The organism is Nocardioides xinjiangensis, from assembly GCF_017916385.1.
GTDB classification, from domain to species: domain Bacteria; phylum Actinomycetota; class Actinomycetes; order Propionibacteriales; family Nocardioidaceae; genus Nocardioides; species Nocardioides xinjiangensis.
The window spans coordinates 1,344,263-1,358,526 of the sequence record NZ_JAFMSW010000001.1 but is presented as its reverse complement, the minus strand read 5'-3'; the positions used below and the strand labels follow the sequence as shown (position 1 = coordinate 1,358,526).

The 14,264-nt window shown below is 71.4% G+C and carries 14 protein-coding genes; 10 read left to right on the top strand and 4 right to left on the bottom strand.

Annotated elements, in window-relative coordinates; translation table 11 throughout:
- Nucleotides 1-135: 135 nt before the first annotated feature.
- Together J3P32_RS06430 and J3P32_RS06425 are read left to right on the top strand one after the other, a co-directional pair.
- On the top strand, nucleotides 136-1,365 hold the full coding sequence (locus J3P32_RS06430) for an MFS transporter (RefSeq protein WP_210438983.1): 1,230 nt from the start codon (nucleotides 136-138) through the stop codon (nucleotides 1,363-1,365).
- Between the two features lie 9 nt (nucleotides 1,366-1,374).
- Nucleotides 1,375-2,103, top strand: coding sequence for a copper homeostasis protein CutC (locus J3P32_RS06425; protein WP_210438982.1), 729 nt, complete (start codon nucleotides 1,375-1,377; stop codon nucleotides 2,101-2,103).
- A gap of 47 nt (nucleotides 2,104-2,150) precedes the next feature.
- On the opposite strand, the gene J3P32_RS06420 is transcribed toward J3P32_RS06425, so the two are convergent.
- A complete protein-coding gene (locus tag J3P32_RS06420; RefSeq protein ID WP_307861601.1) occupies nucleotides 2,151-3,665 on the bottom strand; it encodes a M81 family metallopeptidase in 1,515 nt (504 codons plus the stop codon).
- A 283-nt stretch (nucleotides 3,666-3,948) separates the two neighbouring features.
- Here J3P32_RS06420 and J3P32_RS06415 point away from each other — a divergent pair, with 283 nt between their 5' ends.
- Together J3P32_RS06415 and J3P32_RS06410 are read left to right on the top strand one after the other, a co-directional pair.
- Nucleotides 3,949-4,152 (top strand): cold-shock protein, encoded by a 204-nt coding sequence (locus J3P32_RS06415; protein ID WP_045548871.1) that lies wholly within the window; start codon nucleotides 3,949-3,951, stop codon nucleotides 4,150-4,152.
- A 178-nt stretch (nucleotides 4,153-4,330) separates the two neighbouring features.
- Nucleotides 4,331-4,492, top strand: a complete 162-nt coding sequence (locus J3P32_RS06410; RefSeq protein WP_165356104.1) for a hypothetical protein — start codon at nucleotides 4,331-4,333, stop codon at nucleotides 4,490-4,492.
- A gap of 12 nt (nucleotides 4,493-4,504) precedes the next feature.
- Here the strand turns inward: J3P32_RS06410 and J3P32_RS06405 are convergent, their stop codons facing one another.
- Nucleotides 4,505-5,575 carry a hypothetical protein gene (locus tag J3P32_RS06405; protein WP_210438981.1) on the bottom strand — a complete coding sequence of 357 codons (1,071 nt, stop codon included), beginning with the start codon at nucleotides 5,573-5,575 and terminating at the stop codon, nucleotides 4,505-4,507.
- Between the two features lie 41 nt (nucleotides 5,576-5,616).
- On the opposite strand from J3P32_RS06405, the gene J3P32_RS06400 reads away from it, so the two are divergent.
- The 6 genes from J3P32_RS06400 (at nucleotide 5,617) to J3P32_RS06375 (ending at nucleotide 12,154) form a co-directional block, all read left to right on the top strand.
- On the top strand, nucleotides 5,617-6,471 hold the full coding sequence (locus J3P32_RS06400; protein WP_210438980.1) for an NUDIX hydrolase: 855 nt from the start codon (nucleotides 5,617-5,619) through the stop codon (nucleotides 6,469-6,471).
- A gap of 211 nt (nucleotides 6,472-6,682) precedes the next feature.
- Nucleotides 6,683-7,825 (top strand): phosphate ABC transporter substrate-binding protein PstS, encoded by a 1,143-nt coding sequence (locus J3P32_RS06395; RefSeq protein WP_210438979.1) that lies wholly within the window; start codon nucleotides 6,683-6,685, stop codon nucleotides 7,823-7,825.
- A 91-nt stretch (nucleotides 7,826-7,916) separates the two neighbouring features.
- Complete coding sequence (gene pstC, locus J3P32_RS06390; RefSeq protein ID WP_307861600.1) at nucleotides 7,917-8,867, top strand: phosphate ABC transporter permease subunit PstC; 951 nt, start codon at nucleotides 7,917-7,919, stop codon at nucleotides 8,865-8,867.
- Nucleotides 8,864-9,952: a phosphate ABC transporter permease PstA gene (gene pstA, locus J3P32_RS06385; RefSeq protein WP_210438978.1), complete on the top strand. Its 1,089-nt coding sequence runs from the start codon at nucleotides 8,864-8,866 to the stop codon at nucleotides 9,950-9,952. Before pstC ends, pstA begins: the two co-directional genes overlap by 4 nt.
- 41 nt (nucleotides 9,953-9,993) lie before the next feature.
- Complete coding sequence (gene pstB / locus J3P32_RS06380) at nucleotides 9,994-10,773, top strand: phosphate ABC transporter ATP-binding protein PstB (protein WP_210438977.1); 780 nt, start codon at nucleotides 9,994-9,996, stop codon at nucleotides 10,771-10,773.
- 412 nt (nucleotides 10,774-11,185) lie between these two features.
- A complete protein-coding gene (locus J3P32_RS06375) occupies nucleotides 11,186-12,154 on the top strand; it encodes a PDDEXK family nuclease (protein WP_210438976.1) in 969 nt (322 codons plus the stop codon).
- Nucleotides 12,155-12,554: 400 nt separating this feature from the next.
- Here J3P32_RS06375 and J3P32_RS06370 read toward each other — a convergent pair whose 3' ends face one another.
- Complete coding sequence (locus tag J3P32_RS06370) at nucleotides 12,555-13,550, bottom strand: inorganic phosphate transporter (protein WP_210438975.1); 996 nt, start codon at nucleotides 13,548-13,550, stop codon at nucleotides 12,555-12,557.
- A 5-nt stretch (nucleotides 13,551-13,555) separates the two neighbouring features.
- A complete protein-coding gene (locus J3P32_RS06365) occupies nucleotides 13,556-14,173 on the bottom strand; it encodes a DUF47 domain-containing protein (protein WP_210438974.1) in 618 nt (205 codons plus the stop codon).
- Nucleotides 14,174-14,264 lie beyond the last annotated feature (91 nt).

Below are 14,264 nucleotides of genomic sequence, written 5' to 3'. Positions count from 1 at the left end.
CCCGACGCGCAGGTACTCCACGCGTCTCACCCTGACCGCCGCAATGGCGTCCTACTTGGACAGCGGAGCCCTCGTCGCGTCCGGCCTCGCGATCGGCGGCTTCTACGTCGACCCGATGAATCTCGGCCCCTCCACGTGGGCTCTCTGCTCGGCCTGCAGACCCTTGCGTTCGCGTTCGGGGCGGTGGTCGGCGGCCGGCTGAGTGACCGCACCGGCCGCCGGCGAGTGCTGCTCGCCTCGCTGGCTTGCTACACCGTCGGAGTTGCCGTGCTCGCCGCGGCACACCACCCAGCAACCCTGGCTGCAGGCGTCGCCCTCTCGGGGCTCGCCATAGGCGCAGACCTGCCCAGCTCGCTAGCCCTCATCGCCGAAGGCTCCGCCGTCCGCAGAGCTCGGGGCATCGTCATCAGCCAGCTCCTCTGGGTGAGCGGCCTCGGCGTGACCGGGGTCCTCGGACTCGTCCTGGCGCCGTTGGGGGAGCTCGCCGGCCGTCTCCTCTTCGTGCACCTGCTGCTCATCAGCGTGGCGGTTCTGCTCCTGAGGTTGAACTTGCGCGAGTCGGACGAGTGGACCCGAGCGCGTGACACCCGTGACCTGGGAGCGACCACGCACGAACCAGCCTCCACCCAGGCGAGTGCGCCGATCACACGATGGCACGTCACACGCAACCGCACTGACCCGCCGGCAGCAGGCGCTGCCGTTCCAGCGATCGCGGCCATCACCGCGTACTACGCGCTGTGGAATCTCGGGGCCAGCACCCTCGGACAGTTCCGCCCCTACCTGTGGATCCAGGTCATGGGTGGTTCCGAGCGCGGAGCAGCCGCCCTCATGCTGCTTGCGCTACCGATCGCCATCATCGGTGGCATCGCGTTCGCACGGAAGGTGGACGGCGCGACGCGACCCCGGTGGGTTCTGCTCGGGTCCATGCTCAGCGCACTCGGCTGGCTCGCCGTGTCGGTGTCACCGACCCCCATCGGCTTCGTCGTGCTCGTCGTGTGCTTCGCCGCCGGCGCCTCCACCTCCGGGGAGGCGATCTACAAGGTCTGGGTCCACGAGACCGTCCCCACCCTCACTCGTGCCACCGTGCAAGGAGCCACGATGGCGGCGGCGAGGTTGCTGGCCGCACTGTTCGCCCTGGCCGCGCCATCCATGGCGCTGGCCGCACCGCGGACGCTGTTCCTTGCGCTCTTCCTCGGTCAAGCCGCCGCCACGGGGCTGGCTGTGCACTTGTTGGTGCGATCGCCCCTTTCGCCGCACTTCTCTGGGCCCGCGCTGCGAAGCACCGCGGCGCTCGCGGCGCTCGGTGGCTCCCGCCCGTGGACCCACAGGCCGCGCCGTGCGCACGGGCGCCGCCTGGGGCCCTAGCGTGGTCCCATGACGACGCTCGTGGAGATCTGCCTGGAGGACGTCGGGGGAGCGGCCCTCGCCGCGGTTGCGGGCGCGGACGGGCTGGAGGTGTGCGCCGGCCTCGCGGACGGCGGCACGACCCCGACGCTCGGGTTCGTCCGCCACTGCGCCGATGCTGCTCGCGGACTCGCGATCCGCGTGCTCGTCCGCGCGCGGCCCGGCGACTTCGTGCACTCCCCGCAGGAGGTCGACGTGATGGTCGCCGACATCGAGGCCACCCGGGCCGCGATCGGCGACGCGGCCGCCCTCGGCTTCGTGGTCGGCACGCTCGAGCCGGACGGCGCCGTCGCGGTGGACGCCGTACGCCGACTCGTCGCCGCGTGCGGGGACGCCCCGGTGACCTTCCACAAGGCCTTCGACTCCGTGCCCGACAAGGCATCGGGGCTGGCGCTGCTCGCAGACCTGGGCGTCTCGCGGGTGCTGACCTCGGGTGGCCCGGGCCCCGCGCTCGAGCACCTCCCGGAGCTGGCGGACCTCGTGCGGCGCGGCGGCGACGACGTGCGCATCGCGGTCGGCGGCGGCGTACGTCCGGCCAACGTGGCGCGCATCGTCGGCGCCACGGGTGCCCGCGAGGTCCACCTGCGCGCACCCGGGACCGTCACCGCCGCAGGGGTGTCCGCCGGCTACGACGACGGCCGGCGCAGCGTGACCAGCGCGGCAGTGCTGGCGGACGTCATGGCGGCGCTGGGCCGCTGACCAGGTCGCCCACCAGGTCGCCCACCGGGTCGCCCACTGGGCCCCGCTCAGCCGGCCGTGTCGCCGGGGAACAGGACGGCGTCGGCGAGCGGGTCCACGTCGGACACGTCGTCGAGCGGGAACATCGGCCGGCGGATGCGGCGGTGCCCGAGCCGCGCGAGGTCCTGGTCGACGCCGCCGGGGGTGAGGGCGAGCATCCAGTCGGCCGCCATGTCGAAGAGCTCCGGCTCGAGGTAGCCGATCTTGACCACCACGATGTCGGCGCGGCGGGGGTCGAGGCCGAGCCGCGTGAAGTCGGACTCGAGGTGGTAGGGACGGCGCCTGCGCGTCACGACGACGTCGACCGCCGGCGTGCGGACCACGACCTCGAGGTTGTCGTCGGTGGGGACCACGGCGACGACCTGGCCCGACACCTCCAGCGGTGGAGCCGGTCGCGCGTCGACCCGGGCGCCGACGGTGAGGCGGACGTCGGCCCCGATGCCGGCCTCCGCCGCGGCGAGCGCGCCGGCGGCGTCGGGGATCGAGGCGTAGATCGCCCGCTTGCCGCTCGCGGCCAGCTCTTCGCTGGCGAGGAGCTCGGCGAGCGTCCACGTCACGTCGCCGGCACCGCCGGCGGTGGGGTTGTCGCCCGAGTCGGAGATGAAGTACGGCCCCGTCGGGGCGGCGAGCGCCGCGCGCAGCACCTGCGGCAGCGTGCCGGTGGGCGCGACGAAGTCGAACTCCTCGCGCCGCTCCCACAGCTCGCCCGCGAGCCCGGTGGCCTCGGCCATCGCGCGCTCCGCGTCGTCGCCGACGACCATCACGACCGCGCCGTTGCGGGGCTCGTCGGCCCACGGGTAGCCGATCCAGATGCCCGCGTCGAGGACGCCGTCGAGCGACTCGATGCGCGGCACCCGGGCGTACAGGCTGCTCGCCGGCTCCTGGCGCGTGCTGGTCATCTCCCCGGGCAGCAGGATCGGCAGCGGCACCCACGCCTTGGCGGGTCGCCGGGCGCCGGGCGGCAGCGCGAGCCGCTCGAGCAGGTTGCGGGCCGCACGCTCCTTGGTCTCCTGCCAGTCGACGTGCGGGGCTGTCCGGTACGTCGTCAGCAGGTCCACGGTCTCCGCGAGCGTGCGGGACACGTTGCCGTGCAGGTCCATGCCCGTGCTGATGAGGCAGTCGGCCCCGACGACCGCGCGGACGGCCACGGCGAGATGGCCCTCCATGTCGTCGAGCCCGACCACGCTCGCGGCGCCGTGGACGTCGAGGACGAGGCCGTCGAGCGGCGCCTCGGCCACAGTGGCGACCAGGCCGGCGAGGATCTCGGCCTTGAGCGTCGCGTAGTCGTCGGCGGGGATGGCGCCCCCGGCGATGCTGCGCGCCTGGAGGATGCCGATCCACTCCGCCCGGTCGGTGAGCGCGCCGCCCTCGCCCCAGAAGTCCCAGGCGTCGAGGACCTCCCGCCCCCGGCGGGGCGCGAGCATCGCGGCCGTGGTGAGGGCCGGCGAGAACGTCGACGCCTCCAGGCTGATGCCGCACACGGCGACGCGTGGAGGGGCCGGACGGCGGGCGTCGGTGGTCACGTTTCGGATGGTGTCAGGCAGCTCCGGGAGGTCCGTCGGCAGCCCCGTTGGGTGAGAGTTCACCACGACGTGGCTCGCGAGCGGTGACGTGAGCCGATTTGTTGGTAGTGTCTGTCCTGCAACAGGTGCAAGTTCCAGCAGGTCGACGCCCGCGGAGTTTGTGATCCAACGGCGTTTGTTCTTCGGGCCCTGCCAGCTCGTGAGTCGCAAGCGGCGTGTCACCGCATCTGGTGCGGGTCGCCGAGGTGGCGACTCCCGCCCCGACAAAGGAGTAACGAGCATCATGGCTCAGGGCACCGTCAAGTGGTTCAACGCCGAGAAGGGTTTCGGCTTCATCGCACAGGAGGACGGCGGCGACGACGTCTTCGTGCACTACTCGGCCATCCAGACCAACGGCTACAAGTCGCTGGACGAGAACCAGAAGGTCGAGTTCGACGTCACGCAGGGTCCCAAGGGCCCGCAGGCGGAGAACGTCCGTCCGCTCTGATCGGCTGACGAAGGACCTGTTCAAGGTCTGACCGCAACCTGGCCCCTCCCCGTAACGGGGTGGGGCCAGGTTCGTTTTCGGGGCAGGTGACTCGTTCGGGTCATTCCGTCCGGCCGGGGCGTCCGTCAGACTTGATCCGAGCACCTACAGTCGAAGGTGGGAGTGAAGGGAGGGTGACGTGCACGACCAGTTCGACGTGACCCTCGAGGACGGCGACCTCCTCGGCGAGGTCGAGCTCACCACCACCCTGATCATCGCGGCCAGCGAGTCCGAGGACCACCTCTCCCAGGAGGAGATCGACCGGCTGCTCGGGGTCACCCCGCGCAAGCCGCAGGACTGACCGCGTCGCGGCTCAGCAGGTCGCGAAGAGCACCGGACCGCTGGTGAGGTCCGAGAGGACGTAGCTGCCCGCGACCGGCCTGAGGTCGAGCACGACCTCACGCCCCTCAGCCCCCGCCGCCTCCACCGAGAAGCGGTCGGTGAAGTCGCCGCCCTGTCCGGGAGCCGGTCCCGACGCCAGGGCCGCACGCGCCTCCGCGTCGCCCGGGGCGTCGTCGGCGTCCTCCACCTGCAGCACCGCCCGCACGTCGCCGTGGGGCAGCACGCCCATCGCGAACCCCGTGAGCGGGTGGACCTCGCCCGCCGCCGCGAGCAGCCGGTCGGCCTCGGCGCGCGCCGCGTCGTCGGCCTGCGCCATGGCCAGGTGCTCGCAGGCGTACGCCCCGTCGTACGCCGCCGCGGCCAGCGGCTCCTCCAGCCGCGCCACGACCTCCGCGAGCCCGTCGGCGCCGTCCGCCTCACCGGCGACCACCCGCAGCACCTGCTCGAGGTGGGGCACCTGGTCCGACGCCAGCACAACGCCCTCGTCGGCCAGCAGCGCGAGGTGCTGCAGCTCGGGCGTGAGCATCGGGCCCACGCCCGACAGCACGTCGGGTCCGCCCTCCCACACGCCGGCCGGGTCGTCGGGCTGCGACCAGCCGTGGGAGGCCAGCAGGTCCGCCACGTGCTCGAGGTCGACGTCGTCGCCGACGCCCATCACCGCCACCGCACCTGACCCGGACTGCGCCAGGAGCTCCCAGGAGATCGTGGCGGGGGAGAAGCCGAGCTCGTCCTGCATCACCCCGGCCGACGTGGCGAGGGCGGACATCGAGGACAGGTCCTGCTCGAAGGCCTCCGCGAGAAAGGCCTCCACCTCCTCGGCCGAGGAGCGGGCGTCGAGGTCGGCGCCGAGCTCGGCGCGCACCCCCGCCCAGTCCGTCCAGGAGAAGCGCGTGGCGTCCGCCGGCACGAGCGACATGGCACGGGCCAGCGGCGTCTCCGGGCTCACGAGGCGCCAGGCGGCGAGGGCCCCGACGGCCGCCGCGACGACCGCCACGACGGTTGCGATGACAAGGGTGGCGCGGGGCACGACACGATGTGGCACGGCGCTCCTCGTGGTCCGGGGGTCGGTGTGACACTACTTCCATGGAGCCCCGCGACGTGCGCGCTGCCGGTGCCGTGGTGACGCGCGGTGACGACGTCCTGCTCGTCCACCGGCCCAAGTACGACGACTGGTCCTTCCCCAAGGGCAAGGTCGACGCCGGCGAGCACGTGCTCGCCGCCGCGGTGCGCGAGGTGGCCGAGGAGACCGGGCTCCACGTGCGCCTCGGCCCGGCGCTGTCGCAGCAGCGCTACCGGCTGGCCACCGGCAGGTGGAAGACGGTCGACTACTGGACCGCGCGCGTGGTCGGCAGCGACGACGTGGGGGGCTACCAGCCCAACGACGAGATCGACGCGGTCGAGTGGGTGGACCGGAAGGCCGCGGTCAGCCGGCTGACGTACGCCCACGACCGGGCGACCCTCGCCGAGGCCCGACCCCTGCGCCGGAGGACCCGTGCCCTGGTGGTGCTCCGCCACGCCAAGGCACGCTCGCGCGGGTCGTGGACGCGAGACGACCGGTTCCGCCCCCTGCTGCCCATCGGCGAGGCGCAGGCGCAGCGGCTGGTGCCACTGCTCGCGGCCTTCGACGTGACCGTCGCCCACACGTCCTCGAGCACGCGCTGCGTGCAGACGGTGACGCCGTACGCCGACGCCACCGGGTGGCCGGTCAAACTCCACGACGAGCTGAGCGAGCAGGACGCCTCGGTCGACGCCGTCGTCGACCTCGTGGACGGCCTGCTCGACAGCGGCGAGGGAACCGTGCTGTGCACCCACCGGCCCGTGCTGCCGACCGTCCTCGACGCGCTGCAGGTGCCCGACGTCAAGCTCGAGCCGGCCGCGATGCTGGTGGTGCACCACCGCAAGGGCCGGGTCGTGGCCACCGAGGTGCACCGTCCCTGAGGCTCGGCGCCTATTGCGTGGCGCCGCGCCCGTCAAGGCTTGACGGGCGAGTTCATGTGATCGCCGTCTCACGCACGGATGCGCGACGCCAACCGGCCTGATCGAGTTCATCGGCCGTTCACCGACGGCGCGGTGGTCGTTCTCCTGGCCTGCCTACCGTCACCGGCGTCAGCACTCATCAGACTCACGAGACTCATCAGGAGCACCCGAAGTGAAGCGCACTTCCTACCGCAAGCTGCTGGCCCCCAGCGTGGCCGTGCTTGCCCTCTCGATCTCCCTGACCGCCTGCGGTGGCGGCAACTCGGCCGATGAGGCCGCGGCCGACACCGGGGACACGGGCTCCTCGGAGTCGAGCGGCGACTACGCCGACCTGTCCGGCGAGCTCGCCATCGGCGGCGCCTCCTCGCAGGAGTCCGCGCAGAACGCCTGGATGGTCGGCTTCGGCGAGGTGGCGCCCGGCGTGACGGTCTCCTACGACCCGGTGGGCTCCGGCGGCGGTCGCGAGAACTTCATCTCCGGCGGCTTCCCGACGGCCGGCACCGACTCCTACCTCGACGACGAGGAGGGCGAGCTCACCGCGGCGACCGAGACGTGCGGCTCCGAGCCCATCACCATCCCCAACTACGTCTCGCCGATCGCGGTGATCTACAACCTCGAGGGCGTCGACGAGCTGAACCTCTCGCCCGAGACGCTCGCCGGCATCTTCGCCGGTGAGATCACCAGCTGGAACGACGAGGCCATCGTCGCCGACAACCCGAACGCCGAGCTGCCGGACGAGGACATCACCCCGGTCCACCGCTCCGACGAGTCGGGCACCACCGGCAACTTCACCAACTACCTCTCGACCGTCGCCGGCGACACCTGGACCTACGGCGAGGTCGAGCAGTGGCCCAACGAGGCCGGCGGCGAGGGCGGCAAGAGCACCTCCGGCGTCGTGCAGGTCGTCACCGACGCCCCCAACACCATCGGCTACGCCGACGCCAGCCAGGCGGGCGGCCTCGGCCAGGCCAACATCGGCGTGGGCGAGGAGTTCGTGGCGCCGAGCCCGGAGGCGGCCGCGAAGATCTTCGAGGTCTCCCCCCGCGTGGACGAGGGCTCGGAGGTCAACATGGCCTACGACCTCGACTACACGACCGAGGAGGCGGGGGTCTACCCGATCGTCCTCACGTCCTACATGATCGCCTGCCAGACCTACGACGACGAGGCGACCGCCGCGAACGTCAAGGGCTACCTCTCCTACATCCTCAGCGACGAGGGCCAGGAGATCGGCTCGTCCGAGGCGGGCTCCGCCCCGCTGACCGACACGGTCATCAGCGAGGCCCAGTCCATCGTCGAGACCATCTCGGCCGGCTGAGCACCGACCAGCACAGCGGCGGGGGTCGGGCCGATCAGGCCCGGCCCCTGCCGACACGTCGTCACCCGGCAGCCGCCACAGGAGGAGAAGAGTGACCACCGCGATCCAGGGGCCCCTCCAGGAACCACAGGAACGGGCCCGGACCACCCGCGTGGGGGACGCGGTCTTCAGCCGCACCGCGCTCGGTGCCGCGCTGCTCGTCGTCGGCATGCTCGCCGGAGTCGCCGTCTTCCTGGTGGCGCAGGGCCTGCCTGCCCTGGAAGCCTCGGGCGAGCAGGCGTACGGCAAGCCCAGTGTGTGGTCCCTCGTCGGGCCGCTCCTCTTCGGCACCGTGCTGTCCTCGGTGCTGGCCATGGTCATCGTGACGCCGCTCGCGATCGGCCTGGCCCTCGTAATTTCGCACTACGCCCCCCGCCGGGTCGCCAAGCCCGTGGGGTACCTCGTCGACCTGCTGGCGGCCGTGCCGTCCGTCGTGTTCGGCCTGTGGGGCATCGCTGTCCTGGCGCCGCGGCTGGTGCCGGTCTACGAGTGGCTGAACAATTGGTTCGGGTGGATCCCGCTCTTCGGGGGGCCGGTGTCGAGCTCGGGGCGCACGCTGCTGACCGCGTCGGTCGTGCTGGCGCTGATGGCGCTGCCGATCGTGACCGCGATCCTGCGCGAGATCTTCGCCCAGACGCCGACGATGCACGAGGAGGCCGCCCTCGCCCTCGGCGCGACCCGCTGGGAGATGATCCGGATGGCCGTGCTGCCCTACGCGCGCTCCGGCATCGTCGCCGCGCTGCTGCTCGGCCTGGGCCGCGCCCTCGGTGAGACCATGGCGGTCGCGATGGTGCTCTCAGCCACCGGCGCCATCGTCAGCTTCGACGTGATCTCGTCGGCGAACTCGAACACCATCGCCGCCAGCATCGCCAACAACTACGCCAACGCGGCCGGCCTCAAGATCAACGTGCTGATCTTCGCCGGCCTGGCCCTCTTCGTCCTCACATTCGTGGTCAACTTCCTGGGTCGCTACATCGCGACCCGCGGGCAGGTGAAGTCATGAGCACCGTCATCGACACCGACACCCAGCCGGTCGACCGGCTCGAGCCCCTCACCGGCGGCACGCTGCCGCGCATCGCCCCGGTCCTCGTCGGCGTGTGCTCGGTGGCGCTGGGTGTGCTGGCCTGGCTCCTCGGGCTCGGCGTCGGCGGCGCGGTGGTCGTCGCCTGGCTGGCGTACCTGGTCGGCATCACCGGCTGGACCCGCGCCGTCGAGGGCTCCCGACAGTCCACCGACACGCTGGTGAAGACCCTCATGTGGACCGCGTTCGCCGTGGCGATGGTGCCGCTGGTGAGCCTGGTGTGGACCGTGGTCGCCCGCGGCGCACCCGTGCTGACCCCGCAGTTCCTCAACGACGACATGAGCGGGCGGGCTTTGCTCGGGGTCGGCGGCGGCATCTACCACGCGATCATGGGCACGATCATGATCACGCTGATCGCGGCCGTCATCGCGGTGCCGATCGGCCTCTTCACCGCGATCTACCTCGTCGAGTACGGCAAGAACAACCGCCTCGCCAAGGTCATCACCTTCCTCGTCGACGTGATGACCGGCATCCCGTCGATCGTCGCCGGACTGTTCGCCATCGCCCTCTTCATCGTCATCACCGGCGACCCGCTGCCCCGGGTCGGCATCGGCGGCGCCATCGCGCTGTCCCTGCTCATGCTGCCGACGGTGATCCGGTCGGTGGAGGAGATGCTCAAGCTGGTGCCCGACGACCTGCGCGAGGCGTCGTACGCCCTCGGCGTGCCGCGGTGGCGCACCATCGTGAAGGTGGTCCTCCCGACCGCGGTCGCGGGCATCGTCACCGGCGTCACCCTGGCGATCGCGCGCGTCGCCGGCGAGACCGCACCGCTGCTGCTCATCCTCGGCACGGCTCGGGTCGCGAACTGGAACCCGTTCGAGGGCCCCGTGCAGACCCTGCCCGTCTACATCTTCCAGTCCCTCGGGCAGACCACCCACTTCAAGTACGGCGAGATCTGGACCGACCGGGTCTGGGGCGCCGCCCTCTTCCTCATCATCATCGTCATGTCGCTCAACCTCGTCGCGAGGATCGTCGGCAAGGCGTTCGCCCCCAAGACCGGCCGCTGAGCGCCCGCTCGACCGAGCCCCCTCAAGGAGTCACCCCCACCATGGCCAAGAGCATCGACGTCTCCGACCTCGACATCTACTACGGAGACTTCCTCGCCGTGCAGGGAGTCAACCTGCACATCAAGGCGCGCTCCGTGACCGCATTCATCGGCCCCTCGGGCTGCGGGAAGTCCACCGTGCTGCGCTCGCTCAACCGCATGCACGAGGTCATCCCGGGCGCCCGCGTCGAGGGGAAGGTGACCGTCGACGGGCAGTCGCTCTACGACGCCGCCGTCGACCCGGTCGCCGTACGCCGCCAGATCGGCATGGTCTTCCAGCGCCCGAACCCGTTCCCGACGATGTCGATCTACGACAACGTGCTCGCCGGCAACCGCCTCAACTCCAAGAAGATGAAGAAGTCCGAGGCCGACGACGTCGTCGAGCGCTCGCTCAAGGGCGCGAACCTCTGGAACGAGGTCAAGGACCGCCTCGACAAGCCCGGGATGGGGCTGTCGGGCGGGCAGCAGCAGCGCCTCTGCATCGCCCGTGCGATCGCCGTGGAGCCGCAGGTGCTGCTGATGGACGAGCCGTGCTCGGCCCTCGACCCGATCTCGACCTCGGCGATCGAGGACCTCATCCACGAGCTGAAGTCCGACTACACGATCGTCATCGTCACCCACAACATGCAGCAGGCCGCCCGGGTCTCCGACGAGACCGGCTTCTTCAACCTCAAGGCGGCGGGTCAGCCCGGGCACCTCGTGGAGTTCAACTCCACGCAGAAGATGTTCGCCAACCCCGACAACGAGGCGACCGAGGCCTACATCTCCGGCCGCTTCGGCTGAGCCGACAGCCCCGGTGCGGCCGGGGCTCGCGGTTCGTCCCCCGGGCCGGGGGTCGCGGTCCGTCCCCCTGGGCCGGGGCTTCCGTCATGCGGACCGGCGCCTATGGGTTCGGTCTCGTATGACGCTGGCGGTCCTGGGGCGGTCCGTCCCCCGGGCCGGGGCTTGCGTCATGCGGGCTGGCGCCTATGGGTTCGGCTTCGTATGACGCTGGCGGTCCTGGGGCGGTTCGTTTCCCGGGCCGGGGCTTGCGTCATGCGGACCGGCGCCTGTGGGTTCGGCTTCGTATGACGCTGGCGGCTCGCCTCCGACGGGTCGGCGCGCAAAACCTCCACAGGGCACCGTTCCGCGGGACGATCACCAGGGCGGCGATCGCCCGCGTGCGGCGGACACGCGCCAGGAGGACCGTGGGGGCATGCCCGAGCCCGAGCCCCGCTCCGCCTCCGCCTCGCTGCGGCACGCCCGGCGGCGCCGCGCCGAGCGCGCCGCCAGCCGACAGGGAGGCGCGCTCTCCCGGAGCCAGCTCTACGCCGCCGGGTTCACGCGCGCGGAGGTGAGGGCCAACGTGAGGGCGCGACGCTGGCAGCGGGTGGGACGGCACGTCGTCGTCGTGCACAACGGTCCGCTGGCCGAAGAGACGGTGCTGTGGGCCGCCCAGCTCTCGGGAGGACCGCGCGCGCGGCTCGACGGGGCGTCGTCACTGGTCGCGAGCGGCCTGACGGGCTTCACCGTCGAGCGCCACCGGGTGTCGGTCCCGAGAGGAGCGAGGGTGTTCCGTGACGAGGTCGTCGACGTACGCCAGACCCGGAGGTGGCGCGACGACGACCTCGCGCCCGGCCCCGGCCCGGCCCGCACGCGGACCGAGGTAGCAGCAGTACGAGCCGCGCTGTGGGCGAGGAGCGACCGCCAGGCCGCGCTGCTGCTGACGATGACGGTGCAGCAGGGCGTCGCGTCGGCCGAGCTCGTGGCCCGCGCGCTGCTGCGGGTGAAGAGGGATCGTCGACTGGCGCTCGTCACCGACATCGTGACCGACCTGCTCGGCGGCGTCCGCAGCCTCGCCGAGCTCGACTTCGCCCGCGCGTGCCGCGACCGAGGGCTGCCCGAACCGTCCCGCCAGGCAGTACGGCGAGGGCCGGACGGCCGCTACTACCTCGACGTCCTCTGGGAGGAGTGGGGCGTCGTCGTCGAGGTCGACGGCATCCAGCACGTCCTCGCCGACCACGTCGTCGCCGACGCGCTCCGGCACAACGACGTCACCCTGGTCAACCTCACCGTCCTCCGGCTGCCCGTCCTCGGACTCCGTGTGGCGGCGGACGAGTTCTTCGCGCAGATCGAGCGCGCCCTCGTGGACGCCGGATGGTCCGGCCTTGGTCCCGCGGCCTGACCGGACGGCGTACGCCCTCGAGCTGCAGCCGGCGAGAGGCCGCCGGCGCCAAGTTGACGCCCCGGACGTCATACGGACCTGCACCTATAGGGACGACTTCGTATGACGCTGCGTCGTTGGCGCCCCGAGCGTCATACGGACCCGCACCTATAGCAACGGCTTCGTATGACGCTGCGTTGCCCGCGCCCCGAGCGTCATACGGACCCGCACCTATAGCAACGGCTTCGCATGACGCTCGCCGGCGCTCCGAGCCCGGCGCCCCAAGCCCGACGCCGCCCCGCGCGTCATACGGACCCGCACCTATAGCGGCGCGTTCGTATGACGCTCGCCGGCGCCGCCGGAACGACGCCGCGAAGACCCTCCGACGACCCTCCGACGCCCGAGGACTCCGGACGCGAGGTCAGGGGAGGAAGATCCGCGCGACCCAGTAGCAGACCGCCGCGGCGAAGGCAGCGGCCGGGAAGGTCAGCACCCACGCCGTCAGGATCGACTTCGCCACGCCCCAGCGGACCGCCGAGAGCCGCTTGGTCGCGCCGACGCCCATGACCGCCGAGGTGATGGTGTGCGTGGTCGAGATCGGGGCGTGGAAGGCGTACGCCGTCGTGTAGAGCACCGAGGCCGCGACCGCCTCGGCGGCGAAACCGCGCGGCGGGTCGAGGTGGATGATGCGCCGGCCGAGCGTGCGCATGATGCGCCAGCCGCCGGAGTAGGTGCCGGCGGAGATGGCGGCCGCGGCGGCGAAGATGACCCAGAGCGGCAGCGGGTCGGACTCCGCGACGTAGCCCCCGGCGAGCAGCGCCAGGAAGATGACGCCCATCGTCTTCTGCGCGTCCTGGAGGCCGTGACCCAGCGCCATGGCGGCGGCCGAGATGGTCTGCGCCACCTTGAACCCGCGGTTGGCGCGGCCGGGGTTGGCGTTGCGGAACGCCCACATGATCAGGACCATCAGGGCGAAGCCGAGGCTGAAGGCGACGAGCGGCGAGAGGAACATCGGGATGACGACCTTCTCGAGCACGACGTCCCAGTTGGCGGTCGCGCCGGCCGCGACGGCCGAGCCGACCAGGCCGCCGATGAGCGCGTGCGAGGAGGACGACGGCAGGCCGTAGTACCAGGTGATGAGGTTCCACGTGATGGCGCCGAGGAGGCCGCACATGACGATCACCAGCCCGTGGCTGCCCGTCCCCGGGTCGATGGTGTCGGACACCGTGGTGGCGACCTCCTGCCCGAGGAAGGCGCCGACGAAGTTCATGACCGCGGCCATCGCCAGGGCGACCCGCGGCTTGAGGGCGCCCGTCGAGACGGACGTCGCGATCGCGTTGGCGGCGTCGTGGAAGCCGTTGGTGTAGTCGAACACCAGGGCGACGACGACCACCGCGAGAATGATCCCGATCTCCATCAGGGTCAGGACTCCTTGACGGCGATCTGCTCCACGATGTTGGCGACCTTCTCGAAGGCGTCGATCGCCCCCTCGAGGGACTCCACGACGTCCTTCAGCTTCAGGACCTCCAGCGCCTCGTACTCGCCGCTGAAGAGGTTGGCCAGGATCCGGCGGAACGCCTTGTCACCGGTGTTCTCGAGCCGGTTGATCTCGATCCAGTACTCGTCGAGCGAGCTCATCGACTCCAGCGACGGCATGGCGGCAGCGGTGAGCTCGGCGCAGCGCTGCAGCACCTCCACCTGCTGGGTCGTCTCCGCGGGCAGCGAGGTGACCTCGTAGAGCAGCACCAGGTCGACGGCCTCGTCCATCATGTCCATGACGTCGTCGAGCGCCGACGCGAGGGAGTAGATGTCCTCCCGGTCGAACGGGGTGACGAAGGTGCTGTTGACCCGGCGCACGATCGAGTGGGTGGTCTCGTCGGCAGCGTGCTCGGCCTCACGCATGCGCTGCGCGATCTCGGCCTTCGAGTTGCCGGCCGACAGCATCTCGCTGAGCAGCTGGGCGCCGACGACGAGGTGGTTGGCGGCCTCACTGAAGAGGTCGTAGAACGAGCTGTCGACAGGGCGGAACTTCAAACGCACGGCGAACTCCGAACGGGGGGCGGATGAACCGTGCCTCATGCTAGGGGGTCGACGGCCCAACGACGCAAGTTCGGGTGCCTCCGCGCACGCT

Bases quoted from the DNA above. Each gene is read 5' to 3' on its own strand.
- J3P32_RS06425 (WP_210438982.1), top strand. From the start codon at position 1,375: ATGACGACGCTCGTGGAGATCTGCCTGGAGGACGTCGGGGGAGCGGCC.
- J3P32_RS06415 (WP_045548871.1), top strand. From the start codon at position 3,949: ATGGCTCAGGGCACCGTCAAGTGGTTCAACGCCGAGAAGGGTTTCGGC.
- J3P32_RS06400 (WP_210438980.1), top strand. From the start codon at position 5,617: ATGGAGCCCCGCGACGTGCGCGCTGCCGGTGCCGTGGTGACGCGCGGT.
- pstA (WP_210438978.1), top strand. From the start codon at position 8,864: ATGAGCACCGTCATCGACACCGACACCCAGCCGGTCGACCGGCTCGAG.
- pstB (WP_210438977.1), top strand. From the start codon at position 9,994: ATGGCCAAGAGCATCGACGTCTCCGACCTCGACATCTACTACGGAGAC.
- J3P32_RS06375 (WP_210438976.1), top strand. From the start codon at position 11,186: ATGCCCGAGCCCGAGCCCCGCTCCGCCTCCGCCTCGCTGCGGCACGCC.
- J3P32_RS06370 (WP_210438975.1), bottom strand. From the start codon at position 13,550: ATGGAGATCGGGATCATTCTCGCGGTGGTCGTCGTCGCCCTGGTGTTC.